Source organism: Methylibium rhizosphaerae (assembly GCF_006386545.1).
In the GTDB taxonomy this organism is placed as follows: domain Bacteria; phylum Pseudomonadota; class Gammaproteobacteria; order Burkholderiales; family Burkholderiaceae_C; genus Pseudorivibacter; species Pseudorivibacter rhizosphaerae.
On record NZ_SWAR01000050.1, the window covers coordinates 1 to 24,518 of the forward strand.

A 24,518-nucleotide genomic window follows, 5' to 3' on the forward strand; every position below is an offset into this window, starting at 1 on the left:
CAATTCGGTGCGCTGCTCTTGGCTCAACTCGATCGTCGCGTCTTCACGCAGGTGCATCGTCGTTCTCCGGCCGTCAATGTACCGGAGGACATGCAAGATCAATGCAAGTTATTTCTGCGACAGAACACTAGCTGCAATATTTCAGGAACCGGGGTGCGCGTGTTCTCGCCGGTCCTGCGCAGAGCCGGGGCTGACCCAGGGCCGCACTTCGCCGGTGGGCGGACCATAGTGCCCGCCAGGCGGCACGACGCGCTGCAGGTCGAGGCGCCATTCCTGCAGCACGGCGGCGACCATGCCCCGGTGCTCCAGGCGCTCGATGCCGCGCACCACAACCCCTTCGCGCCCGAAGCGGGTGACGGCAAAGTCGTAGAGCACCTCGTCCGGTGGTGCAACCACCGCGGTGTGGATCCTGCGGAACTCGAGCACGCGCACCAGCCGTTCACCGGCCCACTCGCTGCGGCTTTCCACGAACCCTTCGCGCCAATCCTCGGGCGCACGGTGCTGAGGCAGCAATGTGCCGCCTTTGCGCAACTTCAAGATCCACCCTCTCATCGGCGGCCGGTACTGCTAGGTCAAACCAGAAGGGGACAGCGGCTTCGTGGAGCCGCTGCTGCGGGGTGCAAAGGCTCAGAGCCAGCTCCACACCTTGTAGAGGAAGCCGGGCACGAGGCGGCGTGCCGGGCGGTAGTGCTGGCGCAGTGGCAGGCGAGGGTCCATCAGCGGGCTCCTGGGGGTGGTGGGGCGCCGGTGCTCGGTTCGACCTTGCCGCCGTTGACGTAGGCAACGCCGTCGACCACCTCGATCAGCATCGATCCGAAGCGGCCTTCCCACACGTAGCGCAGCACGCCCTCGGTGGCCAGGGGCAGGGGCTGCTGCAGCGACGCTTCCTGCGGCTGCAGGACTTCGGGGAAGAGTGGGGCGCCCATGGGATTGAGTGCTGTATGGGCATACAGTATAGGCGTTCCGGGCGCCGGTGGGGAGGTGGGTTGCTTCGCTGGCCGGGACGGGGTGGTGGTTCTAGAGTGCCCCCATGTGCTACTCCGCGCAGATCTGGGCCGACTACCGCAAGTACACCAAGCTCTTTGGGGCGGTGATCAGCATCCGGGAGTTCGTCGACACGTTCTGGCACCGCCGCCATGAGGTGGCTTCGATCAAGCTGCCGAAGGCGCTGGAGGCCGCCTTCGAGGCCGCGCCGGCCGACAGCGACGAGCTGCGACAGATCCAGCAGGCGATCGCCGAGTACAAGACCGAGCGGGCCGCCAAGCTGGAGCAGGAGCTGTTCAAGCAGGTGAAGCGGCGTGCCGATGCGCAGCGGGTGCTGGACTCCGGCAAGGTCACCAAGAAGGCGCAGGAGGACCTGCGCATCTCGACGGCCAAGGTCGACCAGCTCAAGACCTGGCTGTCGGACCTGCGCCGGGTGGAGCTCACCGACGAGGACGCCCGCATCTTCCCGGGCCACTATGCGCCGGTGATGGTGTGGGAAGACGGGCGCCGGGTGGTCAAGCCGATGCGCTACCAGTGCCGCCCGGCCGGCAAGCCAGCGTTTTTCGACAGCAAAGTTCCCGGGCACCTACAACGCGCGGCGCGACAACCTCGAAGGCGGCTTCTGGAAGGAGGTGTTCGGCACCTCACACGGCGTGATGGTGGCCAATGCCTTCTACGAGAACGTCGCCCGGCCGGAAGGCAACGTGGTGCTGGAGTTCCGGCCGCGGCCGGCGCAGGACATGCTGGTGGCCTGTCTGTGGTCGCGCTGGGTGTCGCCCGATGGCCAGGAGGAGCTGCTGTCGTTTGCAGCGATCACCGACGAGCCGCCACCCGAGGTGGCGGCGGCGGGGCATGACCGCTGCATCATCCCGATCAAGGCCGAGCACCTGGATGACTGGCTACAGCCGCAGGCATCAAACTTGGCGGCACAGCACGCCATCCTCGACGACCGGGAGCGGCCGTACTACGAGCATCGGCTGGCGGCATAGCTGGGTGTGGTAATCTGCAGCAAACTGCCACAATCACCATGTCGTCGAATTCCGTCCGTATCACCGCCGAGCTGTTCGAGAGCGCCCGCGAACAGGGGCTGGTGCTGTCGCGGTCTGCGGCCCAGCAGGTGGAGCACTGGGCTCGGCTGGGGGCTGTGCTCGAGTCGGCCGGCCTGACGGTCCAGGAGGTGATCGAGATGCTGCGTGGCGGCGAGGGCGGTGCCCAGGCTTCGTCCGAGCAGTCGCTGTGGGCGTTCAAGCGTGCACAGCAGGCGCGTGACATCGAAGCGGTGGCTCATGGCCGGGCGTCGACTGCGCAGATGAGCTGGTTCGCGGGCGGCAAGGCCAAGCGTGCCAAGTTGACGCGCTCTCCGTACTGAGCAGCCGATGACAACGCGGCCCCAGCTGCCGCCCGATGAAGCGCCCTTGGACGCGGCCAGCGTCGATCGGGTGCTGTCGAACGTCGGTCCGGAGATGGTGCTGGTCGGCGGACAGGCCTTGGCGTTCTGGCTGGACCGCTTCGGGATCGACGTCGGTGACGCTGTCGTCTCCAACGATGGTGACCTGCTGGGTGATGTCGTTCAGGCGCGCGATCTCGCGCAAGCCCTGGGCAGCCGGTGCCTGGAGCCGCCGAAGGCCGCCAGGACGTCTCTGGTGGCGCAGTTGCGCTTGCCCGCGGCCGACGGTCAGGAACGCAACGTCGATGTGCTGCACCTGCTGTATACGGTCAGCGGCCTGAAGAAGTCAGCCGAATTCACACGCCGGGCGCTTGCGAACAGCGTGGAGGTCGAGTGGCGCCGAGGCCGGACGATCCGGGTGATGGATCCGTTTGACGTGCTCGAGTCCCGCGTGCAGAACGCTGCGGGCCTGCTGCAGGACAAGGGGCCTCATGTGCTGACACAGGCACAGTGGGCCATCAAGGTGGCGGAGGTCGCGCTGATGCGGCTCGCTTCGAAGGAGCCTGGTGTCAAAGGCCGACTGGGCCAAAGGTTGCAGGACCTGTACACCCTGGCCCACAGTCGGCCGGGCAAGGCGCTGCTGAAGGACCACGGCATCGAAGTGCTGGCGGCTGTCGACATCGATGGCCTGCTAAGGATTGCGCCAGCGCACGCGACGCAGCTGGACAAGATCAAGGCTGCGCTGGACAAGCGCCACCCTGGTTGAACGTCGGCGCGGGCTGACTCCCGCAGCACGTTCCCCACTGCCCGGCTTGCACGTGTTCCGGTTTCAGCGGGCGCCGGGAGCTGCCGCGCTGGTGAGGAGCTGATCGAGGCGATCGGCGTACCACTGCATCATCTTTTTGCGCTGCGGTAGGTAGGTCGCGTAGTTGTAGGCGGCGCTGATGGCGTCGCGCTCTTGATGCGCCAATTGCAGCTCGATGTGGGCATGCTCGAAGCCCTGTTCGTGCAAGATGGTTGACGCTAGACCTCGGAACCCATGCCCCGTCATGCGCGAGTGATAGCCCATGCGATACAGCGCGTACAGGATGGTGTTATTGCTCATTGGCTTGGCGTGATCACGCTCGCCGGGGAACAAGAGGGCTCGGCCCAGGCGAACTTTCTCGAGCTCGCGCAACACCGCCACCGCTTGGCGTGACAGCGGGACGATGTGCGGCGTGTCCATCTTCATGCGTTCGGCAGGGATGCGCCATTGGCCCGCGGCGAAGTCGAACTCTTCCCACCGCGCGCCGATCAGCTCGGAGGTGCGCACGAAGGTCAGTGCCATCAGCTTGATGGCAAGGCGGGTGTAGACGGACCCGTCATAGGTCTCGATCCTTCGCAGGAGCTCGGGTACGTCCTTGAGCTCGAGGCGCGCATAGTTCTTGGTCTTTGCCGGCCGCAGGGCGTCGCCCGGCTTCACGTCTGCAGCGGGATTGCGTTCTATGAGTCCGTGAGCCAAGGCGTAGCGGAGCACCTGGCCGCAGGTCTGGTAGACGCGCTTTGCCACGTCGAGCGCCCCGCGCGCCTCGACCTTCTTGGCCACGGCCAGCAGCATCGGCGCCGTGATTGCGCTCACAGGCAGGGTGCCGATCTCGGGGTAGATGTCAGCCTCAAGGCGGCGGCGCACCTTGGCGGCGTGGGTCGCATCACGGCTTGGCGCCCATCGTGCATGCCAGGCCTCGGCCACGGCCTTGAACGAGTGGGCGGCGGCTGCTTGCTGCGTGAGCTTGCTGATCTTCTTCTGCTGGCTCGGATCGATGCTGTCGTCCAGCAGCTCGCGAGCCTTGTCGCGCCGCTTGCGCGCGTCCTTCAACGCGATCTGAGGATAGCTGCCGAGTGCCAGCAGTTTTTCTTTGCCTGCGAAGCGGTACTTGAAGCGCCACAGCTTGCCGCCGCTCGGATTCACGAGAAGGTACAGGCCGGCCGAGTCGGAGAGCTTGAACGCCTTGTCGACCGCCTTGGCGTTTCGGCACGCAGTGTCGGTCAGGGCCATGGGGTGGAGTGGGGGTATTTTTCGGGCGACTGGGGGTATGTCGGCCAAAAGATACCCCCGCTCAAGCTGCGCTGTCAAAGGAAGTGATGGGAAGGCAGGCAACAAAAAAGCCCCATATTTTGGGGCTTTGCGGGGGTTCTGCGGTCTTTGTGGGACGACCCGAAATCTATCACTGGTGCCTCGGGCCGGAATCGAACCGGCACTCCTTGCGGAACGGGATTTTGAGTCCCGCGCGTCTACCAATTTCGCCACCGAGGCGGTGTGCGGAGGGGAAGGGGCTGGATTATGTCATGCGTGCCGAGCGCCCTTGCCGGCCCTGCCACAATGCCGGCCAGGAGAGTCGTACCCCATGCCCAAGTACCTCACAGTCGAAGACGTCATCGGCAAGACGCCCCTCGTGCAACTGCAGCGCCTGCCGGGCGCTGACAACCAGCGCCGCGGCAACGTGATCCTCGGCAAGCTAGAAGGCAACAACCCTGCAGGCTCGGTGAAAGACCGCCCCGCCATCAGCATGATCCGCCGTGCCGAGGAGCGCGGGCAGATCAAGCCGGGCGACACGCTGATCGAGGCCACCTCGGGCAACACCGGCATCGCGCTGGCAATGGCGGCGGCGATCCGCGGTTACCGCATGCTGCTCATCATGCCGGAGGACCTCTCCATCGAGCGGGCCCAGACGATGAAGGCCTTCGGTGCCGAACTCATCCTCACGCCGAAGGCCGGCGGCATGGAGTACACGCGAGACCTGGCCGAGCAGATGCAGAAGGATGGCAAGGGCCTGGTGCTCGACCAGTTCGCCAACGCCGACAACCCGCGCATCCATTACGAAACCACCGGGCCCGAGCTCTGGCAGGACACCGAAGGCCGCATCACGCATTTCGTGAGCGCCATGGGCACCACCGGCACCATCACCGGCGTGTCGCGCTACCTGAAGGAGCAGAACCCCAAGGTGCGCATCGTCGGCGCGCAGCCGAGCGAAGGCTCGCGCATCCCAGGCATCCGCAAGTGGCCCGAGGCATACCTGCCGAAGATCTACGACCCCGCTTCGGTCGACGAACTCGTCTATGTGAGCCAGGCCGACGCCGAGGAAATGGCACGCCGCCTCGCCCGCGAGGAAGGGCTGTTCGCCGGCATCTCGGCGGCGGGCGCCTGCTGGGTGGCATTGCAGATCGCGCAGCAGGTGGAAAACGCGACCATCGTGTTCGTAGTCTGCGACCGCGGTGATCGCTATCTGTCCACAGGCGTGTTCCCCGCCTGAAGTCGCGTGGCCGCCCCATGAGCTACGAATACCGCTTCTGCCCCAACTGCGCCACCGCGCTCGCGCCCATCACCGTGGCGGAAGATGGCGGCGACAAGACCCGCCTGCGATGCGCGGCCTGCGGCTGGACGCACTGGAACAACCCCACGCCGGTGCTCGCCGCGGTGGTTGAGTGCGAGGACAGAGAGGGCCGCGTGCTGCTGGCGCGCAATGCCGCGTGGGCCCACAAGGGCTTCGGCCTCATCACCGGCTTCATGGAAGCGGGCGAAACGCCGGAAGAAGGGATCCGGCGCGAGGTGGCCGAGGAAACCTCGCTGCAGGTGTCGGCCTTGTCGCTGCTGGGCGTGTGGGACTTCCAGCGCATGAACCAGGTGATCATTGCCTACCATGCGCGCGCCCACGGCGAGATCAGGCTGTCGCCGGAGCTGGCCGAGTACCGGCTGCTGCTGCCGCAGGAGGTCAAGTGCTGGCCGGCGGGCACCGGATACGCTCTGGCGCAGTGGCTCAAGAGCCGCGGCGTCGAACCGCAGTGGATCGAGTGGCCGGCACCTCCCAAGCCGCCATCGGCCGCCCAATAGCAGACGAGGACCGATCGATGGACTTCAACAGGGAACTCGACACGCGCGGGCTCAACTGCCCGCTGCCCATCCTCAAGGCCAAGAAGGCCCTGGCCGACATGCAGAGCGGGCAGGTGCTGAAGGTGGTTTCCACCGACCCCGGCTCGACGCGTGACTTCCAGGCCTTCGCGCGGCAGACGGGCAACGAGCTGCTGGAACAGCAGACGGTAGGCGACGAGTTCATCCACCTGCTGCGTCGCCGCTGAGGGCGGCGCCCCTCCGCCAGGGAGGGGCGGGCAGGCTCGTCAGAGCTCCAGGGACTTCAGGTACTCGCGGAAGCCCGCACCCAGCTGCGGGTGCTGCAGCGCGAGCTCGACATTGGCCTGAAGGAAGCCTTCCTTGCTGCCGCAGTCGTAGCGCTTGCCTTCGTAGCGATACGCAAACACCTTCTGCCGGCGCAGCAGGCCGGCAATGCCGTCGGTGAGCTGGATCTCGCCGCCCACGCCGCGCGGCTGGCGGCGGATCTCGTCAAAGACGTCGTGCGTGAGGATGTAGCGGCCGGCCACGCCGAGCCGCGACGGCGCTTCTTCCGGCGCCGGCTTCTCGACCATGTGGGTCACGTCGACCAGCTTGTCGTTCACCGCCGCGCCGGCCACGATGCCATAGCGCCGGGTGTGCTCGGCCGGCACCTCCTGCACGGCGAGGATCGATGCCTTCCAGTCCTCGAACTGCTCGACCATCTGCTTCATGATCGGCGGCTCGCCCACCATCAGGTCGTCTGCCAGCAGCACGGCGAAGGGCTCGTTGACGACCACGCTCTGGGCGCACAGCACCGCATGGCCCAGGCCGAGGGCCTTGGGCTGGCGGATGTAGATGCACTCCATGTCGTCGGGCTTGATGGACTGCACCAGCTTGAGCAGGTCGTGCTTGTTGGCTGCCTCGAGTTCGGCTTCGAGCTCATAGGCGGTGTCGAAGTGGTCGGGAATGGCGCGCTTGTTGCGGCCGTTCACGAAAATCATCTGGCGAATGCCGGCCGCATACGCCTCCTCGACGGCGTATTGGATCAGTGGCTTGTCGACCACCGGCAGCATTTCCTTCGGTTGCGCCTTGGTGGCGGGGAGGAATCGGGTGCCGAGACCGGCAACGGGGAAGATCGCTTTGTTGACTAACATCTGCTTACAATGATGGCCCATTCAAGAAGGGGCGAGGTCATTCTGTCATGGGGGTCATGACAGCTCGCTTCACCCCGATGGGAGTGGGCAAATGGTGTTCCTGCCCCTCCCAGCCGCGAACGGCCACACCGCCACGATGGACCTGCTGATCGTCGAACCGCTCGAGGCCGAAGTGCTGCAGTGGCTGCAGTCGCGGCACCAGGTGGACTACAAACCGGTGCTGGCCCGCGATCCGCGGGCGTTCCGCCAGGCGCTTTTCAACGTGCGCGCGGCCATCCTGCCGCCGCAGGTGGCGGTGGATGCCCAGACGTTGCAGTTCGCCCCCATGTTGCGGGCCGTCGGCCGGGTGAGCGCCGGGGCGGAAAACATCGACCTCGAGGTCTGCGCCAAGGCGCAGGTGGAGGTGGTGCGCAGCCAGACCGCCACCGCTCAGGCCGAAGCCGAGTTCCTCATTGGTGCATTGCTGGCCCTGTTGCGCCCCAGCCCGACGCCTCAGGGCCTTCTGGCGGGTCGCGAGCTCGGCGCAGTGACGGTGGGCTTGATCGGCATGTCGCCGCCGGCCCGGGCGATGAGCGCCTTGCTGGGCACTTTCGGGACACGGCTGGTCGGCTACGACCCCGTGCTGCACGCCTCAGACAGCCAGTGGCAGCGGTGGAGGGTGCAGCCGCTGGCGCTGCGCGAGCTGCTGGAGACGGCCGATGCAGTGTGCGTGCAGCTCGCCTACTACAGCCGCTACCGGGCGCTGCTCGGTGAACGTTACCTGGCTTACTGCAAACCCGGCCAGGTGCTCGTGAGCATCGCGCACGCCGCCCTGTTCGACGAAGCCGCGCTGGCGGCGGCCTTGAAGAGCGGGCGGCTGGCGGCCGCCTGGCTCGACAGCCTGGAGCCCGGGGCCCAGGATCCCGGTCGTCCGCTGCACGACATCCCCAGCCTGCTGGTCACGCCGCGCCTGGCCGCCTACACCATGGAGGCCCGCATCCGCAGCGCATGGGCGGTGGCGCGGCGCATCGACGAGATCCTGACGCTCACGCCGGCGACGGTGCGGGAATTTCGCGCCAGCCGCCCCGGCGCCCTGGGGCCTGCGGTCAGCCCAGACGACGCAGCTGGTCTTGAACTTTCGCGAGCGTCGCGGTGAAGTCCGCCAGGCGCTGACGCTCCTGTTCCACCACCGCCGCCGGTGCACGGGCCACGAAGCTCTCGTTGCCCAGCTTGCCGTTGGCCTTGGTGATCTCGCCCTGCAGGCGCTGCTCTTCCTTGGCGAGGCGCTCGCGCTCGGCGGCCACGTCGATCTCCACGTGCAGCGCCAGGCGCGAGCTGCCCGAAACGGCCACCGGCGCCATCCTGGTGGCTTCGGCAAAGGCGGCTTCGTCGGTGAAGACCTTCACCTCTGCGAGCTTGGCCAGCGCCTTGAGCACCGGGGCCACCTGTTCCATGAAGGCTGCGTCGCCGATCGCATACAGCGGCACACGTTCGGCAGGCGAAAGGCCCATTTCGCCGCGCAGGTTGCGCACCGCGCCCACCAGTGCCTTCAGCTCGGCCACGTGGGCGTCGGCCTTGTCGTCGACACGGTCGAGCTGCGCTTGCGGGTAGGCCGCGGTGACGATGGAGTCCTGAGTGCCCGCTTGCTTGCGGCCCGCCACCGGCGCCACCGCTTCCCAGAGTTCGGCAGTGATGAACGGGGCGATCGGGTGCAGCAGCCGCAGCACCGTTTCCAGCGTGCGGATCAGCGTGCGGCGCGTGGCGCGCTTTTGCGCTTCGTCGCCGTTGGCAATCTGCACCTTCGCGATCTCGAGGTACCAGTCGCAGTATTCGTCCCACACGAACGAATAGATCGCGTTGGCCACGAGGTCGAGGCGGTAGTCGGCAAAGCCCTGCTCCACTGCAGCGGTCACGCGTTGCAGTTCGCTGGTGATCCAGCGGTCGGCTGACGAGAAGCTCATGTAGCCGTGGAAGGCACCGCCGGGCGCGCATTCCGCCTTGGTGTGCTCCTTGAGGCCGCAGTCCTGGCCCTCGGTGTTCATCAGGACGAAGCGCGTGGCGTTCCAGAGCTTGTTGCAGAAGTTGCGGTAGCCCTCGCAGCGCTTGCTGTCGAAGTTGATGCTGCGGCCCAGGCTGGCCAGCGCGGCGAAGGTGAAGCGCAGCGCGTCGGCGCCATAGCCGGGAATGCCGTCGGCGAATTCCTTCTTCGTGGCTTCGCGCACCTTGGGCGCCGTCTCGGGCCGGCGCAGGCCCGTGGTTCGCTTGGCCAGCAGCGGCTCCAGCGCAATGCCGTCGATCAGGTCCACCGGGTCGAGCACGTTGCCTTCGGACTTGCTCATCTTCTGGCCGTGTGCGTCGCGCACCAGGCCATGGATGTAGACATGGCGGAAGGGCACCTGCCCGGTGAAGTGCACCGTCATCATGATCATCCGGGCCACCCAGAAGAAGATGATGTCGTAGCCGGTGACCAGCACCGTGGACGGCAGGAAGAGGTCGAACTCCTTGGTCTTCTCGGGCCAGCCCAGCGTGGAGAAGGGCACGAGCGCCGACGAATACCAGGTGTCCAGGACGTCCTCGTCGCGGGTGAGCTGCGGGCCGGCGGCGCGGCGGTTGGCCAGCAGGCGCAGCTGGGTGTCGTCGTTGGCGGCCTGCGCGGCGGCCACGCGGTTGTCGAGCTCGCGCTGCCATTTGGCGGCAGCCTCTTCCTCGTCGCGTGCGACGTAGATCGTGCCTTCCTCGTCGTACCAGGCGGGGATCTGGTGGCCCCACCACAGCTGGCGCGAAATGCACCAGTCCTGGATGTTCTTCATCCACTGGTTGTAGGTGTTGACCCACTGCTCGGGCACGAACTTCACCGAGCCGTCCTCGACCACCTCGATGGCCTTCTGGGCGATGGTCTTGCCGTCCGGCCCCGGCCGGCTCATCGCCACGAACCACTGGTCGGTGAGCATGGGCTCGATCACCTGGCCGGTGCGCTCGCAGCGCGGCACCATGAGCTTGTGCTTCTTCACCTCGACGAGGAAGCCTTGCTCCTGCAGGTCCGCCACGACCGACTTGCGGGCATCGAAGCGGTCGAGGCCGCGGTAGCGCTCGGGGGCGTTGTCGTTGATCTTCGCCTCGAGGGTGAGCACGCTGATCATCGGCAGGCCGTGGCGCTGACCAACCGCATAGTCGTTGGTGTCGTGCGCGGGTGTCACCTTCACCACGCCGGTGCCGAACGCGCGGTCGACATACTCGTCGGCGATCACCGGGATGCTGCGGTCGCACAGCGGCAGCTTCACCTGCCGGCCGATGAGTGCCTGGTAGCGCTCGTCCTCCGGGTGGACCATCACCGCCACGTCGCCCAGCATGGTTTCGGGGCGGGTGGTCGCCACCACCACTTCGCCGGCGCCATCAGCCAGCGGGTAGCGGATGTGCCACAGGTGGCCTTCTTCCTCCTCGCTCGTCACCTCGAGGTCGGAAACGGCGGACTTCAGCACCGGGTCCCAGTTCACCAGCCGCTTGCCGCGGTAGATGAGGCCCTGCTCGTACAGCTGCACGAAGGTTTCGGTCACCACCTTCGACAGCTTGGCGTCCATCGTGAAGTACTCATGGCGCCAGCTCACCGAGTCGCCCATGCGGCGCATCTGCTGGGTGATGGTGGAGCCGCTCTGTTCCTTCCATTCCCACACGCGGGCGACGAAGTTCTTGCGACCGAGGTCGTGGCGGCTCTGCCCCTTTTCCTGCAGCTGCCGCTCCACCACGATCTGGGTGGCAATGCCGGCATGGTCGGTGCCCGGCACCCACAGGGTGTTGAAGCCGCGCATGCGGTGGTAGCGGGTCAACGAGTCCATGATGGTCTGGTTGAACGCATGGCCCATGTGCAGCGTGCCGGTCACGTTGGGCGGCGGCAGCTGGATGCAGAACGACGGCCGGGACGCGTCGACCGTGGGCTCGTAGACACCGCTTTGCTCCCACTGCGGGCCCCACTTCGCTTCGATGGGGGCGGGCTCGAATGACTTGGCGAGTTCGGTGCTCATGGGGGCAGCGGGGAAGGGCGTTCGAAAGGAGGAGGGATTTTAGGTCGTGATAGGGTCTCCACCCCACAGACGCAGGCGCGATGAACAAGGCTTTCACCAAGGAACCGGAAGGCGGCGACGACGAGGACGACGACCTCTCGCTGCCGGCGCTGCCCTCGGGCAGCAAGAACTACATGACCCCGCAGGGCTACCAGCGCCTGCGCGCCGAGCTGCTGCAGCTCATCGACGAGGAACGGCCCCGGATCGTCGAGGTGGTGTCATGGGCGGCCAAGAACGGCGACCGCTCCGAGAACGGCGACTACCTCTACGGCAAGAAGCGCCTGCGCGAGATCGACCGGCGCATCCGCTTCCTCACCAAGCGGCTCGACATCGCCGAGGTGGCCGACCCGTCGGCCCACCACGGCAGCGACCAGATCTTCTTCGGCGCCACGGTGACGTACGCCAATGCAGACGGTGAGGAGCGCACCATCACCATCAAGGGCATCGACGAGGCCGACAACCTGCAAGGCGAGGTGAGCTGGGTGTCGCCGGTGGCACGTGCGCTGCTGAAGGCTCGGGAGGGCGACGAAGTGCAGCTCATGACCCCCGGCGGCCTGCAGACGCTGGAAGTGCTGGAGGTGCGCTACCCGGCGCCGGCCAAGGGGTGACGGCGGGTCAGGGCTTCACGCGGGAGGCGCGCAGCACCGCCTGCGAACGCTTGAGCGTGCGCAGCACGTCGGCTAGGTGCAGCCGGTCGCGCACCGACAGCAGCAGGCGCAGCTCGGCAATGGCGCCGGCCTTTTCGTCGCCCATGTCGATGTGGGTGATGTCGGCCTCGGCCTGGCTCACCGCCTGAGCCACCTGGGCCAGCACGCCCTTGCCGTTTTTCACCAGCACCATCACAGCGGTCTCGAAGGGCCGGTGCAGCTCCTCGGCCCATTCGACGGTGATCCATCGCTCGCTGTCGCGCTCGAACAGCCGCTTGCCGACGCCGCATTCGCCGGTGTGCACCACGAGGCCTTCGCCGCGGCCCAGGTAGCCCACGATGCCGTCGCCCGGGATGGGGCGGCAGCAGGTGGCCAGCTGCACGGTGGCGCCTTCGCTGCCGTCGATGGTGACCACGCCCTGCGCGGGCGCGTTGTCGTCGTGGGCATAGCGGCCCATCGTCAGCGTGAGCGCGTCCGGCCGGGCGCCGGTGTCGGTCATCATCTGGGCCAGCCGCTTGGCCACGATGGTGGCGATCTTCTTGCCCAGGCCGATGTCGATCATCAGCTCCCGGCGGGTCCGGTTGCCGCTCCAGCGGATGAGCGTCTGCCACAGCGCCGCGTCTTCTGGCGAGCCCCCGTCCTGACCGAGCTCGTCGCCGGTGGGCAGGGTGAGTCCTTCGGCACGCAGCGCCTGGGCCAGCAGCTTTTCGCCGAGTTCGAGCGACTCCTCGGCTTCCATGTTCTTGAGATAGTGGCGGATCTTCGAGCGTGCGCGGCCGGTGCGCACGAAGTTGAGCCAGGCCGGATTGGGACGCGAACTCGGCGCGGTGATCACCTCGATCACGTCGCCCGAGCGCAGCTCGGTGCGCAGCGCCACCGGCTCACCGTTGACCTTGGCCGCCACGCAGTGATCGCCCACGTCGGAGTGGATGGCGTAGGCGAAGTCCACCGGCGTGGCGCCGCGCGGCAGCGCGAGGATCTTGCTCTTGGGCGTGAAGACGTAGACCGCGTCGGGGAACAGGTCGATCTTCACGTGCTCCAGGAACTCGGCCGCGTCGCGGGTTTCGTCCTGGATGTCGAGCAGCGACTGCAGCCACATCGTGCCCAGGCGCTGGGCTTCGTGGGCGCTGGCGTGTGACAGGCCGGATTCGCTGGCCTTGTAGAGCCAGTGGGCCGCGATGCCTTTTTCGGCCACCGCGTGCATCAGCTCGGTCCGGATCTGGAATTCCACCGCGGTGCCCAGCGGGCTGACCAGCGTGGTGTGCAGCGACTGGTAGCCGTTGGCCTTGGGAATGGCGATGTAGTCCTTGAACCGGCCCGGCACGGGCTTGTAGAGCTGGTGCAGGACGCCGAGGGCGAGATAGCACTCCGGCAGGCTGGAAACCACGACGCGGAAGCCGAAGATGTCGCTCACCTGGGCAAAGGTGAGGTGCTTCTCGCGCATCTTGTGGTAGATCGAATACAGCGTCTTCTCGCGGCCGTAGACCTCCACCACGAGGCGAGCCTCCTTGAAGGCTCTTTCGACGTCGTGCTGGATGCGGTCCACCAGGTCGCGCCGGTTGCCACGGGCGGCCCGGATCGCCTTGGCCAGAGCGCGATGGCGCCAGGGCTTGAGGTACTGGAACGACAGCTCCTGCAGCTCACGGTAGGTCTGGTTCAGGCCCAGGCGATGCGCAATGGGGGCGTAGATCTCCAGCGTCTCGCGGGCGATTCGGGTGCGCTTGTTCGCCGCCATGGCGCCCATGGTGCGCATGTTGTGCAGGCGGTCGGCCAGCTTGATCAGGATGACGCGCACGTCGCGCGCCATCGCCAGCAGCATCTTGCGGAACGACTCTGCCTGCGACTCCTCTCGGGTCGAGAACTGCAGCTTGTCCAGTTTCGTGAGGCCGTCGACCAGGTCGGCTGTCGGCGCGCCGAAGCGCTCGATCAGCTCGGTCTTGGTGATGCCGCAGTCCTCCATCGCGTCGTGCATCAGCGCGGCCATGATGGCTTGCACGTCCAGCTTCCAGTCGGCGCACAGTCCGGCCACCGCGATGGGGTGGGTGATGTAGGGCTCGCCGCTGGCGCGGAACTGGCCCAGGTGGGCTTCGTCGGCGAACTTGTAGGCCTCGCGGACCCGCTTGATTTCGGCGTCCTCGAGGTAGTCGAGCTTGTGGGTCAGCGCGGCGAACGAGGCTGCTGCGGCGTCTTCAGCCTGCATGTGCGCCACCGCCGGCGTGGCGGCGGGCTTCTTGCGGGCAACGGCGGTGTCGGCGCGCGGCGGGGTCATCCGGCCACTTTATAGCGGATCGCCGCAGTGCGTCATTGAGGCGTCACATGACGGCGTTTGCCCCGGCACCATGAGAAACGGCCCGCTTTGGCGGGCCGTTTCGTGATCCTGAAGGACGCTGGGCCGGCTCAGATCGGCACCTTGCGCAGCATCTCGACGCCGACATGGCCCTCGGCGATCTCGCGCAGGGCGGTCACGCCGGGCTTGTTCTTGGTTTCGACCTTCGGCGCATGGCCCTGGCTCAGCATGCGAGCGCGGTAGGTGGCCGCCAGCACCAGCTGGAAGCGGTTGGGGATCCTTTGCAGGCAGTCTTCGACGGTGATGCGGGCCATGGGCTGGGCTCCAGAAGGGCAGATCAGGTGAGATCGAGGGCGCCAAACACGCTAGGCTTGCTGCGGCGCTGAGCCGCGTATTTTAGCCTCTGCGCGTGGACGATGGCTTTCAGGTCGAAAAGCGCGGTCTCGAACAGCGCGTTGACCACGATGTAGTCGAAGTGGCGCGCCTGGGCGACCTCCTCGCGAGCATTGACCATGCGCTGCTCGATCACATCGGGTTGGTCCTCGCCGCGCCGGCGCAGGCGCTGGCGCAGCTCCTCATAGCTGGGGGGCAGGATGAAGATCAGCACTGCGTTCGGGAACAGCTTCTTGATCTGCAGCGCACCCTGCCAGTCGATCTCGAGCACGACGTCTTCGCCGGCCGCCATGCGCTCCTCGATGGCCTTGCGCGAGGTGCCGTACAGGTTGCCGTGCACCTCGGCCCACTCGAAAAACGCGCCGGTGGAGACCATCTGCCGGAACTCGGGCTCGCCGATGAACCAGTATTCGCGGCCGTGCTGCTCCTGGCCACGCGGCGCGCGGGTGGTATGCGAAATGGACACCATGAGCTTGGCGTCGAGTTCCAGCAGCGCCTTCACGAGGCTCGACTTGCCCGCCCCGCTGGGGGCGGCGACCACGAAGAGATTGCCCGGGTATTCCATCGCCAGCGATCCTACTATGCAGGGCTCGCCGGCAGCCCCGTCAATTCGTGGCGCCTGCCACGGCCAGCGCGGTCATGTTGACGATGCGGCGCACGGTGGACGCCGGCGTCAGGATGTGCACCGGGCTGGCCGCGCCCAGCAGGATGCCGCCTACCGTGATGCCGCCGCCGGCCGTCACTCGCAGGAGGTTGTAGGAGATGTTGGCCGCGTCGATGTTCGGCATGACCAGCACGTTGGCCTCGCTGGTGAGCCCCGACTCCGGAAACTCGCGGTCGAGGATGGGCTTGGACAGCGCCGCGTCCCCCTGCATCTCGCCTTCCACCGACAGCGTGGGGTCGAGCCGGCGCACGATGGCCAGCGCCTGGCGCATCTTCAGCGCACCGGGCGCGTCGGAGCTGCCGAAATTGGAGTGCGACAGCAGCGCCACGCTGGGGGTGATGCCGAAGCGACGCACCTCGGCGGCCGCCAGCAGCGCGATGTCGGCCACCTGCTCGGCGGATGGGTCGCGGTTCACGTGGGTGTCGCAGATGAACAGCTGCCGGCCGGGCAGGATCAGCATCTGCATCGCCGCCAGCGTGTTGGTGCCCGGGCGCAGGCCGATCACGTCGCGCACGTAGGCCAGGTGGTCGAGGTAGCGGCCGAAGGTGCCGCACAGCATGGCTTGCGCCTCGCCGCGATGCACCATCATCGCGGCGAACAGCGTCGCGCGGCTGCGCATCTCGGTGCGGGCGAACGCCTGCGAGACGCCGTCACGGCGCTTCATCTGGTAGTAGGCCTCGGCTGGGTCGTGGTAGACGTTCGGGTCGGCCAGGTCGATGCATTCGCAGTTCGTGCCGGGCTTCAGACGCAGTCCGAACTGCTCGATGCGTTCGGCGATCACCTCCGGCCGGCCCACCAGCAGAGGCCGGGCGATGCCTTCGTCCACCACCACCTGCGCGGCCCGCAGCACGCGCTCGTCCTCGCCTTCGGCATAGGCCACCGTCTTGGGCGAGCGCTTGGCCGCCGCGAACAGCGGCTGCATGCTGCTGCCCGACTGGTAGACGAACTGGCTCAGCTTCTCGCGGTAGGCGGCCAGGTCGTCGATCGGGCGGGTGGCCACGCCGCTGTCCATTGCGGCCTTGGCCACGGCCGGCGCCACCACCTCGATGAGGCGCGGATCGAAAGGCTTGGGGATCAGGTAGTGAGCCCCGAAGCGCAGCCCGGCCGCGCCGTAGGCCTGTGCCACCACCTCGGGAATCTCGGCATGGGCCAGTTCGGCGATGGCCCGCACGGCCGCGAGTTTCATCGCCTCGTTGATGGTGGTTGCTCCCACGTCGAGCGCACCCCGGAAGATGAACGGGAAGCACAGCACGTTGTTCACCTGGTTCGGGTAGTCCGAACGGCCGGTGCCGATGATGGCGTCCGGCCGCACGGCGAGCGCTTCCTCCGGCATGACTTCCGGCGTCGGATTGGCCATCGCCAGGATGATCGGGTCGCGCGCCATGGTCTTCACCATCTCGGGCTTGAGCACCCCCGCGGCCGACAGGCCCAGGAACACATCTGCTCCCGGCATCGCATCGCCCAGCGTGCGTGCGTCGGTCTCTCGAGCGAAGCGGGCCTTGCTGGCGTCGACGTTTTCACGACCGACGTAGACGACGCCCTTGCCATCGCAGATGGTCACGTTCTCCCGCCTGAGGCCCAGGCTCACCGCGAGATCGAGGCAGGCGAGCGCGGCAGCGCCTGCTCCCGAGGCGACGAGCTTCACCTGGGCGATGTCCTTCTTCACGTGCTGCAGCGCATTGAGCAGCGCCGCGGCCGCCACGATCGCGGTGCCGTGCTGGTCGTCGTGGAAGACCGGGATCTTCATGCGCTCGCGCAGCTTCTGCTCGATGTAGAAGCATTCGGGCGCCTTGATGTCCTCAAGGTTGATGCCGCCGAAGGTGGGCTCCATGCGCGCGATGGTGTCGATCAGCGCATCGGGGTCGTTTTCAGCCAGCTCGATGTCGAACACGTCGATGCCGGCGAACTTCTTGAACAGGCATCCCTTGCCTTCCATCACCGGCTTGCCGGCGAGGGGGCCGATGTTGCCCAGGCCCAGCACCGCGGTGCCGTTGGTGACCACCGCGACCAGGTTGCTGCGAGCCGTCAGGTTGCCCGCCTCGCGGGGGTCTTCGACGATGGCCAGGCACGCCTCCGCCACACCCGGCGAGTAGGCAAGCGCCAGATCGCGCTGCGTGGCCATCGGCTTGGTGGGCATGACCGAGATCTTGCCTGCGGTGGGGTGCCGGTGGTATTCGAGCGCGCTTTCTTTGAGGTTGGCCACGGTTGTCTCCCGAGGGTCGCTGAGGGGAGGTCAACCATACGCCGCACTCTGCAAGCCGCCACTGCGGCTTGCACGTATTCCGATGGGCGATTGCCGCCCACCCGCGCTGCTATTCGATGTTCTGCACCTGCTCGCGCATCTGCTCGATCGCGACCTTCATCTCGACCGAGATCTGCGTCAGCTCCAGCGCGGCCGACTTGGAGCCCAGCGTGTTGGCTTCGCGGTGCAGTTCCTGGATCAGGAAGTCAAGCCGCTTGCCGACTTCGCCACCCGTCTTGAGGAGGCGGGAGATCTCGTCCAGGTGCGCGTTCAGCCTGGACAGCTCTTCTGCCACGTCGATGCGGATGGCGTAGGCGGCCGCTTCATTGAGCGCGCGTTCCTGCAGAGCCTCGGCCGGCACGCTGGCGCCTGCCCCGGCGTTTTCGAGCGCTTCCTTCCATCGTTCGAGGAAACGCTGTTGCTGTTTGGCCACGACCTGCGGCAACAGCGGCGCCGCCTGGGTCGCCAGCTCGCGCAGTCGCACGATGCGTTCGTTGAGGATGCCCACCAGGCGCTCGCCTTCGCGGGCGCGCGCCTCGCGCAGGGCTTCGATGCCCCGCCGGGCCGCGTCGAGCGCCGCATCGTCCAGCCGCAGCGCGGGCGCGGCGCCCCGGCACCACTGCAAGGCTTCGTGCACCGACAGCGGGGCGGCCTTGGGAAGCCAGCCCTGCACCGTGCTTTCGAGCCGGGCCAGGGTGTTGAGCTGCTCAGGTTGCGGCTGGGGCCAGGCACTTTCGGTGTCGCTGCGCGGCGTGAGTCGCAGTTCGATCTTGCCGCGCCTGAAGGCAGCCGTGATCAATTCACGGAAAGCGGGCTCGAGTGCACGGAATTCATCCGGCAACCGAAATCCCAAGTCGAGAAAACGACTGTTGACCGAGCGAAACTCGACTGTCACGCTAGCGCTTGAAGCGCGCTCGCCGTCAGCGATTTCTCCAGGGGTGCTGGCCACGCTTGCGTAGCCGGTCATGCTGTAAACTGCCATCGAGCTTATCGCATTGCAAAATTCGATTATGTCAAAGCCTAAACCTGCCCCGTTGCCTGCAGGCACGGTGGTCGGGGGTTACCAGATCATCAAAAAGCTGGCAGCCGGTGGCTTTGGTGTTGTCTATCTCGCCGAAGACTCCGAACGCCGGCTCATCGCGCTGAAGGAGTACCTGCCTTCGTCGCTGGCGGAGCGTGCGCCCGGCGAACTGACGCCCCGTGTCAAGCCTGAAAAGCAGCCGCTGTACCGCCTGGGCCTCAAAAGCTTCTTCGAGGAAGGCCGCTCGCTCGCGCAGATTTCGCACCCGAGCGTCGTGTCGGTGCTGAACTTCTTCCGCGAGAACGAAACCGTCTACATGGTGATGAACTACCTGCAGGGCGACACCCTGCAGGACTTCATCGTGACCGCTCGCGACCTGAAGCGTGACAAGGTGTTCCGCGAGTCGACCATCCGCAGCCTGTTCGACGAGATTCTGCGCGGCTTGCGCATCGTGCACCAGCACAAGATGCTGCACCTGGACATCAAGCCGGCGAACATCTTCATCACCAACGACAACAAGGCGGTGCTGCTCGACTTCGGCGCGGCGCGCGAAGTGCTGTCCAAGGAAGGCAACTTCATCCGCCCGATGTACACCCCCGGCTTTGCCGCGCCGGAGATGTACCGCCGTGACGGTACCCTGGGTCCCTGGACCGACATCTACGCGATCGGCGCCTGCATCTACGCCTGCATGCAGGGCTACCCGCCCAACGACGCGCCGCAGCGCATCGAGAAAGACCGTCTCGGTCTGTCGCTGTCGCGGCTGCGCAATGTCTACTCCGACAACCTGATCGAAGTCACCGAGTGGTGCATGTCGCTCGATCCGCTGTCGCGACCGCAAAGCGTGTTCGCGCTGCAAAAAGAACTGGCGCGCGAGACCGAGCGGCGCTATACCAAACTCAGTTTCAGCGAACGGCTGAAACTGCAACTCGAGAACCTCAAGACGGGCGCAAAAGCCTGAGTCCAAGTTCCGCTGAAAGCAAGCCATGAGGTTCTCCGTCTACCAAGTCAGCCGCAAGGGCGGTCGTGAGAAGAACGAAGACCGCATGGGCTATTGCTACACGCGGGATTCGGGGCTGTTTGCACTGGCCGACGGCATGGGCGGGCACCCCGAAGGCGAGGTGGCCTCCCAGATCGCCCTGCAAACACTGGCGGCGCTGTTCCAGCGCGATGCCAAGCCGGTGCTGAAGGACCCGATGCGGTTCCTGCACGACGCCATCATCGCCGGCCACCACCAGCTGATCCGCTACGCCACCGAAAAGGCGCTGATCGACACGCCCCGCACCACCATCGTGGCCTGTGTGCTGCAGGGCAACTCGGCCTACTGGGCCCATTGCGGCGACTCGCGCCTGTACCTGGTTCGCGGCGACAAGCTGATCGCCCGCACGCGTGACCACTCCTATTCGGAGCTGCAGGAAACGCTGGCGCAGGTGGTGCCCATCGGCGAACGCTTCAACCGCAACGTGCTGTTCACTTGCCTGGGCAGCCCGGGCAAGCCGGTGGTCGACACCGTCGGCCCGCTGATCCTCCAGGAAAACGACCGCCTGCTGTTGTGTTCCGATGGCCTGTGGGGCAGCGTGAGCGACGAGGTCATCACCCAGCAGGTGGCCGCCAACCCGATCTCCAACTCCGTGCCCGAACTGGTGGAGCAGGCGTTGCGCAACGGCGGGCCCAAGAGCGACAACGTGACGGTGCTCGCGGTCGAGTGGGAAGCCGCCGAAGACTTCGATTCCGCCAAGGGCATTTCCACGCAGTCGCTGGGTGAGGAGGTGTTTGCCTCGACCATCCAGGCCAGCGTGGGCAGCGGCAGCGCCGAGCCGGACGAGCTCGACGAGGCCGAGATCGAGCGGTCCATCCGCGAGATCAACGAGGCCATCCAGCGTTCTTCCTCCAAGAACGCCGGCCAGAAAAAACAATCCTGACCTTCAGACCATAGGAGTGCCATGAGCACGTTCCAGCGCACGGGAGGCCGTGCCGCGGACGCTTTGCGTCCCATCACCATCACGCGCCGCTATACCAGGCATGCCGAAGGGTCGGTGCTCATCGAGTTCGGCGAGACCAAGGTGTTGTGCACCGCGTCGGTCGAAGAAAGGGTGCCGCCGCACAAGAAGGGCAGCGGCGAGGGCTGGGTCACCGCCGAATACGGCATGCTGCCGCGTTCGACTCACACGCGCAGCGACCGCGAGGCGGCGCGCGGCAAGCAGAGCGGCCGCACCCAGGAGATCCAGCGCCTGATCGGGCGGTCGCTGCGCGCGGTGTTCGACCTCGCCGCCCTGGGTGAGCGCACCATCCAGCTCGACTGCGACGTGATCCAGGCCGACGGCGGCACGCGCACCGCGGCCATCACCGGCGCCTACGTGGCCGCCCACGACGCGGTGAGCTGGCTCATGGCGCAGGGCAAGCTCGCCGGCAGCCCGCTTCGCGATGCGGTCGCCGCGGTGTCGGTGGGCATCGTCGGCGGCACGCCGGTGCTCGACCTCGAATACGTCGAGGACGTCGATTGCGACACCGACATGAACGTGGTCATGACCGGCAGCGGCGGTTTCGTCGAAGTGCAGGGCACCGCCGAAGGCGTGCCGTTCTCCCGTGCCGAAATGGACCGCCTGCTCGCACTGGCCGATGCCGGCATCCGCCAGCTGGTGGCCGCACAGAAGGCTGCACTGGAGCACAAGTGACCCGCCTGGTGCTCGCCTCCAACAACGCCAAGAAGCTCAAGGAGCTGCAGGCCCTGTTCGAGCCGGCCGGCTATCAGCTGGTGGCACAGGGGGCGCTCGGCATTGCCGAGGCTGACGAGCCGCACATCACCTTCATCGAGAACGCGCTGGCGAAGGCGCGTCATGCGGCCCGCGCCTGCAACGGCGCGGCGATCGCCGACGACTCCGGGCTGTGCGTCGATGCACTCGGCGGCGAGCCGGGCGTTCAGTCGGCGCACTACGCGCCGGTCGAGCGCACCGAAGCCGACCGCGAGCGCCACCGCGCGCAGCAGGACGCCGCCAACAACCGGCTGCTGCTCGATCGCCTGCAAGGGGCTGACCGCCGCAGCGCGCGCTTCGTCAGCACGCTGGTGGCCGTGCGCCGCGCCGACGACCCCGAGCCTCTCGTGGCGGTGGGTCGCTGGCCGGGCGAGATCGTCGAGGCCCTGCGCGGCGATGGCGGTTTCGGTTACGACCCGCTGATGTTCATTCCGGCGCTGGGGCGCACCGTGGCCGAACTCGATGCCGACACGAAAAACAGCCACAGCCACCGGGCGCTGGCCGCGGCCGAGATGCTGCGGCTGATGCAGGCTCACTGGCGCTGAGGCCGCGCGAATGTCCGTCGCTTCGCTCTGGCGCCCCGGCACGCTGTCGCTTGCCAGCCTGCCGCCGCTGGCGCTCTACATCCACCTGCCGTGGTGCCTGCAGAAGTGCCCGTACTGCGACTTCAACTCGCATGAATGGCGCGAAGGCGGCCAGGCGCCCGAAGGCCGCTATCTCGAGGCGCTGCGCGCAGACCTCGAAGCCGCGCTGCCGCAGGTGTGGGGCCGGCGCATCGTGTCGGTGTTCATCGGCGGCGGCACGCCCAGCCTGTTTTCGCCAGACAGCATCGAGCAGCTGCTGGCCGACGTGCGGGCCCGCCTGCCGATGGAGCCCGGCTGCGAGATCACGCTCGAGGCCAACCCTGGCACCTTCGAGCGCGAGCGCTTCCGCGCCTTCCGGCAGGCCGGCGTGACGCGCCTGTCGATCGGAGTGCAGAGCTTCAACGACGCCAAGCTCAAAGCGCTCGGGCGGGTGCACGACCGCGCGCAGGCCATCGCCGCCGTCGAGGAGGCGAAGGCCTCGTTCGAGACCTTCAACCTCGACCTGATGTACGCGCTGCCGGGCCAGAGCGTCGACGAGCTCGAGGCCGACCTCGCCCAGGCACTCGCATTCGAGCCGCCGCACCTGTCGGTCTACCACCTCACCATCGAGCCGAACACGATGTTCGCCAAGCACCCGCCGCAGGTGCCCGACGACGACACCGCGTTCGAGATGCTCGACCGCATCACCGAGCGCACCGCGGCAGCGGGGCTGGCGCGCTATGAGATCTCGGCTTATGCGAGGCCCGGCCACCGCTGCCTGCACAACCTCAACTACTGGCATTTCGGCGACTACCTCGGCATCGGCGCAGGAGCGCATTCGAAGCTCAGCTTCGCGCACCGCATCGTGCGGCAGGTGCGCTGGCGCGAGCCGGCGGCCTACATGCACAAGGCGCTGGCCGGCGAAGCGGTGTCGAACGAGCACGAGGTGGCGGCGGCCGACCTGCCGTTCGAATACATGCTCAATGCCCTGCGGCTGAAAGAGGGCTTCGAGCTGGCGCGCTTCTCCGAACGCACCGGCCTGCCCGTCATGGCCATCCAGCGGGCGCTCGGCGAAGCCGAAGCCAAGGGCCTGCTCGCGCGCGACCTGCAGCATGCGTGGCCCACCGAACGCGGCTTCGACTTCCTGAGCGACCTGCAGTCGCTGTTCCTGCCGCGTTCCTGACGACGAGCCTCAAGCTGCCCCGCCGCCCATCGTGCGGCGCGAGCGCTCCATCTCCTCGAACAGCCATTCGCGCAGGGCCGCCAGCGGCGGCCAGGCCTTGAGCCCTGGCGGGAAGGCGATGTGGTAGCCGGCTGCGCCTTCCACCGTGATGGCCCGCTGTGACAGCTTCACCAGACGCCGCTCGGCCAGCGCGTCGGCGGCCAGCAGTTCGCGCGCCAGCGCAATGCCCAACCCCTGCTCGGCCGCCTGCAGCATCAGGCCGGCGTCGTTGAAGGCGGCCACCGGCACGATGCGCTTGCGGATGCCGCCGGCAAAGAACCACTGCTGCCACCAGTCCACGTCGCCCAGCAGCGGTTCGTCGGCGAGTGCCGATTCGGGCGCGTCGCGCAGGCGCAGCCCGGTGGCCGGCGTGCCCACCACCACGAAGGGCGAGTCGGCCAGCGGCTCGTTGTCGAGCCCGGCCCAGGGGCCGTGGCCCTGCCGGATGGCGGCATGGAAGCCTTCGCGATGCAGGTCGACCACCTGAGCCGAGGTGTGGAGGTCGATCGCGATGTCCGGATGGCGCTCGCGCCAGCGGCCCATCCGAGGCATCAGCCACCGCTGAGCGAACGAGGGCAGGGTGGTCAGCCGCAGCGTGAGCTCGAGGCTGCCGTGGGCGGCCATCGCGCGCAGCACCGCATCGTCGAGATGCGCCATCGCATGCTCCACGCCTTCGAGCAGAGACTGGCCCGCCGGGCTGAGCATGATGCGGCGCCCGTGCCGGCGAAACAGCGGAAAGCCGAGCTGCTCTTCGAGCACGCGGATCTGCTGGCTGACCGCGCTGTGGGTGAGGTTGAGCTCCTCTGCCGCGGCCCGCAGGTTCTGCAGCCGCGCCGCCGCCCGGAAGGCGGCCAGGGTCTGCAAGGGGAGGCGGGGTGAACGGGCCATGCTGGTAAGCATAACTTACCAACCAGGCCAGAACTTATCGATTCCGCGCCGGAGGCTGGGCAACTACGCTTACCAGCATTCACCGACCGGGAATCAACATGAACCACTGCTCGACACCCGTGCTGCCTCGTCCCGTCCCGCTGGTAAGGCCGCTTTCGCAACGCCTGGCCGACCGCTGGCGGGCGCTGAAAGCCTGGTGGCGCGAACGCGCGCGGCAGCGCCGCGAAGCGCGCGATATCGAGGTGGCGGCCGAACTCAACGAGGCGATGCTGCGCGACATCGGCGCCCCCGACTGGCTCCAGGCCTATGCGCAATCGCGCCGCGAGGCGCAGCTTCAGCGGCTGCAGGAAGCCAGACTCGGGCTGGAGCATCGCCCGATGGGCGACCGCTGGTGAAGCAGCGGCACCGCCGTGT

At 67.1% G+C, this 24,518-nt stretch carries 24 protein-coding genes, 1 tRNA gene and 1 pseudogene; 14 read left to right on the forward strand and 12 right to left on the reverse strand.

Annotation, left to right across the window (positions count from 1 at the left end; genetic code table 11):
• Positions 1 to 141: 141 nt before the first annotated feature.
• Positions 142 to 537 carry a hypothetical protein gene (locus E8D38_RS24460; protein ID WP_140636612.1) on the reverse strand — a complete coding sequence of 132 codons (396 nt, stop codon included), beginning with the start codon at positions 535 to 537 and terminating at the stop codon, positions 142 to 144.
• A 179-nt stretch (positions 538 to 716) separates the two neighbouring features.
• Positions 717 to 926 carry a hypothetical protein gene (locus tag E8D38_RS24465; protein WP_140636614.1) on the reverse strand — a complete coding sequence of 70 codons (210 nt, stop codon included), beginning with the start codon at positions 924 to 926 and terminating at the stop codon, positions 717 to 719.
• 104 nt (positions 927 to 1,030) lie between these two features.
• Between E8D38_RS24465 and E8D38_RS24470 the strand changes: the two are divergent.
• The 3 genes and pseudogenes from E8D38_RS24470 (at position 1,031) to E8D38_RS24480 (ending at position 3,137) form a co-directional block, all read left to right on the forward strand.
• A pseudogene (locus E8D38_RS24470) lies at positions 1,031 to 1,973 on the forward strand (SOS response-associated peptidase family protein).
• A gap of 38 nt (positions 1,974 to 2,011) precedes the next feature.
• Complete coding sequence (locus E8D38_RS24475; protein WP_140636616.1) at positions 2,012 to 2,353, forward strand: TA system antitoxin ParD family protein; 342 nt, start codon at positions 2,012 to 2,014, stop codon at positions 2,351 to 2,353.
• A 46-nt stretch (positions 2,354 to 2,399) separates the two neighbouring features.
• Positions 2,400 to 3,137, forward strand: coding sequence for a hypothetical protein (locus tag E8D38_RS24480; RefSeq protein ID WP_140636629.1), 738 nt, complete (start codon positions 2,400 to 2,402; stop codon positions 3,135 to 3,137).
• 63 nt (positions 3,138 to 3,200) lie between these two features.
• Here E8D38_RS24480 and E8D38_RS24485 read toward each other — a convergent pair whose 3' ends face one another.
• Positions 3,201 to 4,406 (reverse strand): tyrosine-type recombinase/integrase, encoded by a 1,206-nt coding sequence (locus E8D38_RS24485; protein WP_140636631.1) that lies wholly within the window; start codon positions 4,404 to 4,406, stop codon positions 3,201 to 3,203.
• A gap of 173 nt (positions 4,407 to 4,579) precedes the next feature.
• Positions 4,580 to 4,664, reverse strand: a tRNA-Leu gene (locus E8D38_RS24490).
• Between the two features lie 91 nt (positions 4,665 to 4,755).
• Here E8D38_RS24490 and cysM point away from each other — a divergent pair.
• Genes cysM through E8D38_RS24505 form a run of 3 tightly spaced genes read left to right on the forward strand, consistent with a single transcriptional unit; the run spans position 4,756 to position 6,484 of the window.
• Entirely contained in the window at positions 4,756 to 5,661 is a 906-nt protein-coding gene (gene cysM, locus E8D38_RS24495) for a cysteine synthase CysM (protein ID WP_140636633.1), read from the forward strand.
• Between the two features lie 17 nt (positions 5,662 to 5,678).
• Positions 5,679 to 6,239 (forward strand): NUDIX hydrolase, encoded by a 561-nt coding sequence (locus E8D38_RS24500; RefSeq protein WP_140636635.1) that lies wholly within the window; start codon positions 5,679 to 5,681, stop codon positions 6,237 to 6,239.
• Positions 6,240 to 6,256: 17 nt separating this feature from the next.
• Positions 6,257 to 6,484, forward strand: coding sequence for a sulfurtransferase TusA family protein (locus E8D38_RS24505; protein WP_140636637.1), 228 nt, complete (start codon positions 6,257 to 6,259; stop codon positions 6,482 to 6,484).
• Between the two features lie 39 nt (positions 6,485 to 6,523).
• Here E8D38_RS24505 and galU read toward each other — a convergent pair whose 3' ends face one another.
• Complete coding sequence (galU, locus tag E8D38_RS24510) at positions 6,524 to 7,390, reverse strand: UTP--glucose-1-phosphate uridylyltransferase GalU (protein ID WP_140636643.1); 867 nt, start codon at positions 7,388 to 7,390, stop codon at positions 6,524 to 6,526.
• 91 nt (positions 7,391 to 7,481) lie between these two features.
• On the opposite strand from galU, the gene E8D38_RS24515 reads away from it, so the two are divergent.
• Complete coding sequence (locus E8D38_RS24515; protein WP_246099638.1) at positions 7,482 to 8,525, forward strand: NAD(P)-dependent oxidoreductase; 1,044 nt, start codon at positions 7,482 to 7,484, stop codon at positions 8,523 to 8,525.
• On the opposite strand, the gene E8D38_RS24520 is transcribed toward E8D38_RS24515, so the two are convergent.
• Positions 8,476 to 11,388: a valine--tRNA ligase gene (locus E8D38_RS24520; RefSeq protein ID WP_140636645.1), complete on the reverse strand. Its 2,913-nt coding sequence runs from the start codon at positions 11,386 to 11,388 to the stop codon at positions 8,476 to 8,478. The two genes, E8D38_RS24515 and E8D38_RS24520, sit on opposite strands and share 50 nt — an antisense overlap.
• Positions 11,389 to 11,468: 80 nt before the next feature.
• On the opposite strand from E8D38_RS24520, the gene greB reads away from it, so the two are divergent.
• On the forward strand, positions 11,469 to 12,035 hold the full coding sequence (gene greB, locus E8D38_RS24525) for a transcription elongation factor GreB (RefSeq protein ID WP_140636647.1): 567 nt from the start codon (positions 11,469 to 11,471) through the stop codon (positions 12,033 to 12,035).
• Between the two features lie 7 nt (positions 12,036 to 12,042).
• Here greB and E8D38_RS24530 read toward each other — a convergent pair whose 3' ends face one another.
• From E8D38_RS24530 to E8D38_RS24550, 5 genes are all read right to left on the reverse strand, one after another.
• Complete coding sequence (locus E8D38_RS24530; RefSeq protein ID WP_140636649.1) at positions 12,043 to 14,343, reverse strand: RelA/SpoT family protein; 2,301 nt, start codon at positions 14,341 to 14,343, stop codon at positions 12,043 to 12,045.
• 128 nt (positions 14,344 to 14,471) lie between these two features.
• Positions 14,472 to 14,675 (reverse strand): DNA-directed RNA polymerase subunit omega, encoded by a 204-nt coding sequence (rpoZ, locus tag E8D38_RS24535; protein ID WP_140636651.1) that lies wholly within the window; start codon positions 14,673 to 14,675, stop codon positions 14,472 to 14,474.
• Between the two features lie 23 nt (positions 14,676 to 14,698).
• Positions 14,699 to 15,319: a guanylate kinase gene (gmk, locus tag E8D38_RS24540; RefSeq protein ID WP_140636653.1), complete on the reverse strand. Its 621-nt coding sequence runs from the start codon at positions 15,317 to 15,319 to the stop codon at positions 14,699 to 14,701.
• Between the two features lie 40 nt (positions 15,320 to 15,359).
• The gene (locus E8D38_RS24545) at positions 15,360 to 17,621 is read right to left on the reverse strand and encodes an NADP-dependent malic enzyme (RefSeq protein WP_246099639.1); all 2,262 of its coding nucleotides are present in this window, start codon (positions 17,619 to 17,621) and stop codon (positions 15,360 to 15,362) included.
• Positions 17,622 to 17,730: 109 nt separating this feature from the next.
• Positions 17,731 to 18,627, reverse strand: a complete 897-nt coding sequence (locus E8D38_RS24550; RefSeq protein ID WP_425462817.1) for a YicC/YloC family endoribonuclease — start codon at positions 18,625 to 18,627, stop codon at positions 17,731 to 17,733.
• A gap of 43 nt (positions 18,628 to 18,670) precedes the next feature.
• On the opposite strand from E8D38_RS24550, the gene E8D38_RS24555 reads away from it, so the two are divergent.
• Genes E8D38_RS24555 through hemW form a run of 5 tightly spaced genes read left to right on the forward strand, consistent with a single transcriptional unit; the run spans position 18,671 to position 23,177 of the window.
• A complete protein-coding gene (locus E8D38_RS24555) occupies positions 18,671 to 19,639 on the forward strand; it encodes a serine/threonine protein kinase (RefSeq protein WP_140636655.1) in 969 nt (322 codons plus the stop codon).
• A gap of 25 nt (positions 19,640 to 19,664) precedes the next feature.
• Positions 19,665 to 20,600 (forward strand): PP2C family protein-serine/threonine phosphatase, encoded by a 936-nt coding sequence (locus E8D38_RS24560; protein ID WP_140636657.1) that lies wholly within the window; start codon positions 19,665 to 19,667, stop codon positions 20,598 to 20,600.
• Positions 20,601 to 20,621: 21 nt separating this feature from the next.
• Complete coding sequence (rph, locus tag E8D38_RS24565; protein ID WP_140636659.1) at positions 20,622 to 21,353, forward strand: ribonuclease PH; 732 nt, start codon at positions 20,622 to 20,624, stop codon at positions 21,351 to 21,353.
• Positions 21,350 to 21,976, forward strand: a complete 627-nt coding sequence (rdgB, locus tag E8D38_RS24570) for an RdgB/HAM1 family non-canonical purine NTP pyrophosphatase (protein ID WP_140636661.1) — start codon at positions 21,350 to 21,352, stop codon at positions 21,974 to 21,976. The genes rph and rdgB overlap by 4 nt, the downstream gene beginning before the upstream one ends.
• Positions 21,977 to 21,986: 10 nt before the next feature.
• Positions 21,987 to 23,177, forward strand: a complete 1,191-nt coding sequence (gene hemW, locus E8D38_RS24575; protein ID WP_140636663.1) for a radical SAM family heme chaperone HemW — start codon at positions 21,987 to 21,989, stop codon at positions 23,175 to 23,177.
• A gap of 9 nt (positions 23,178 to 23,186) precedes the next feature.
• On the opposite strand, the gene E8D38_RS24580 is transcribed toward hemW, so the two are convergent.
• Positions 23,187 to 24,116: a LysR substrate-binding domain-containing protein gene (locus tag E8D38_RS24580; RefSeq protein WP_140636665.1), complete on the reverse strand. Its 930-nt coding sequence runs from the start codon at positions 24,114 to 24,116 to the stop codon at positions 23,187 to 23,189.
• An 86-nt stretch (positions 24,117 to 24,202) separates the two neighbouring features.
• Here E8D38_RS24580 and E8D38_RS24585 point away from each other — a divergent pair, with 86 nt between their 5' ends.
• The gene (locus E8D38_RS24585) at positions 24,203 to 24,499 is read left to right on the forward strand and encodes a hypothetical protein (RefSeq protein ID WP_140636667.1); all 297 of its coding nucleotides are present in this window, start codon (positions 24,203 to 24,205) and stop codon (positions 24,497 to 24,499) included.
• The last annotated feature ends 19 nt before the right edge of the window (positions 24,500 to 24,518 follow it).